This window comes from Nocardia noduli, from assembly GCF_019038455.1.
Lineage (GTDB): Bacteria > Actinomycetota > Actinomycetes > Mycobacteriales > Mycobacteriaceae > Nocardia > Nocardia noduli.
Map to the genome: position 1 here is coordinate 1 of NZ_JAFMPL010000273.1, position 459 is coordinate 459.

Annotated in this window: 1 protein-coding gene; it reads right to left on the minus strand. The window is 71.0% G+C overall.

Going from position 1 to position 459, the window contains the following annotated elements; all coding sequences use genetic code 11:
• Positions 1-44: 44 nt before the first annotated feature.
• Positions 45-266, minus strand: coding sequence for a heavy-metal-associated domain-containing protein (locus tag JZ792_RS43695; RefSeq protein WP_147857329.1), 222 nt, complete (start codon positions 264-266; stop codon positions 45-47).
• Positions 267-459 lie beyond the last annotated feature (193 nt).

The window sequence follows — 459 nt, forward strand, 5'->3', positions numbered from 1 at the left end:
CCCTGGATGAGAGCGAGGACGGGAGATGCCGACCGGGCCTCCGCTCACCCGGTCATGGCCGTGGCGGTGTAGCCGGCCTTGGTGAGGGCGTCGGCGATCACCAGGGCCTGGGCGTCGGTGCGGATCGCGACACGCCCGGATTCCCGGTCCACCTCGACCTCGGCTCCCGGGTCGATCCGGTTGACCGTGCGGGTCACCGCGGCGGCGCAGCCGTCGCAGGTCATGCCCTCCACCTGCATCAGCAGGTCGGCGCGTGTCTCGTCCATCCGGGCCTCCATCAACCGTGTCACCGGCATCCCTGTGACGGGCCATGTCGGAGCGCGGCGCAGCCGGCGCAAGACGCCTCAGAATTGAGCGGGCATGCGGAACGCGTAGTCGACCTTCAGGCCGAACTGGAACTGGTCGGGGTTGCCGAACGGCCGGCGCACCAGCGGGCTGTCGCCGGACGCGCCCAGGATC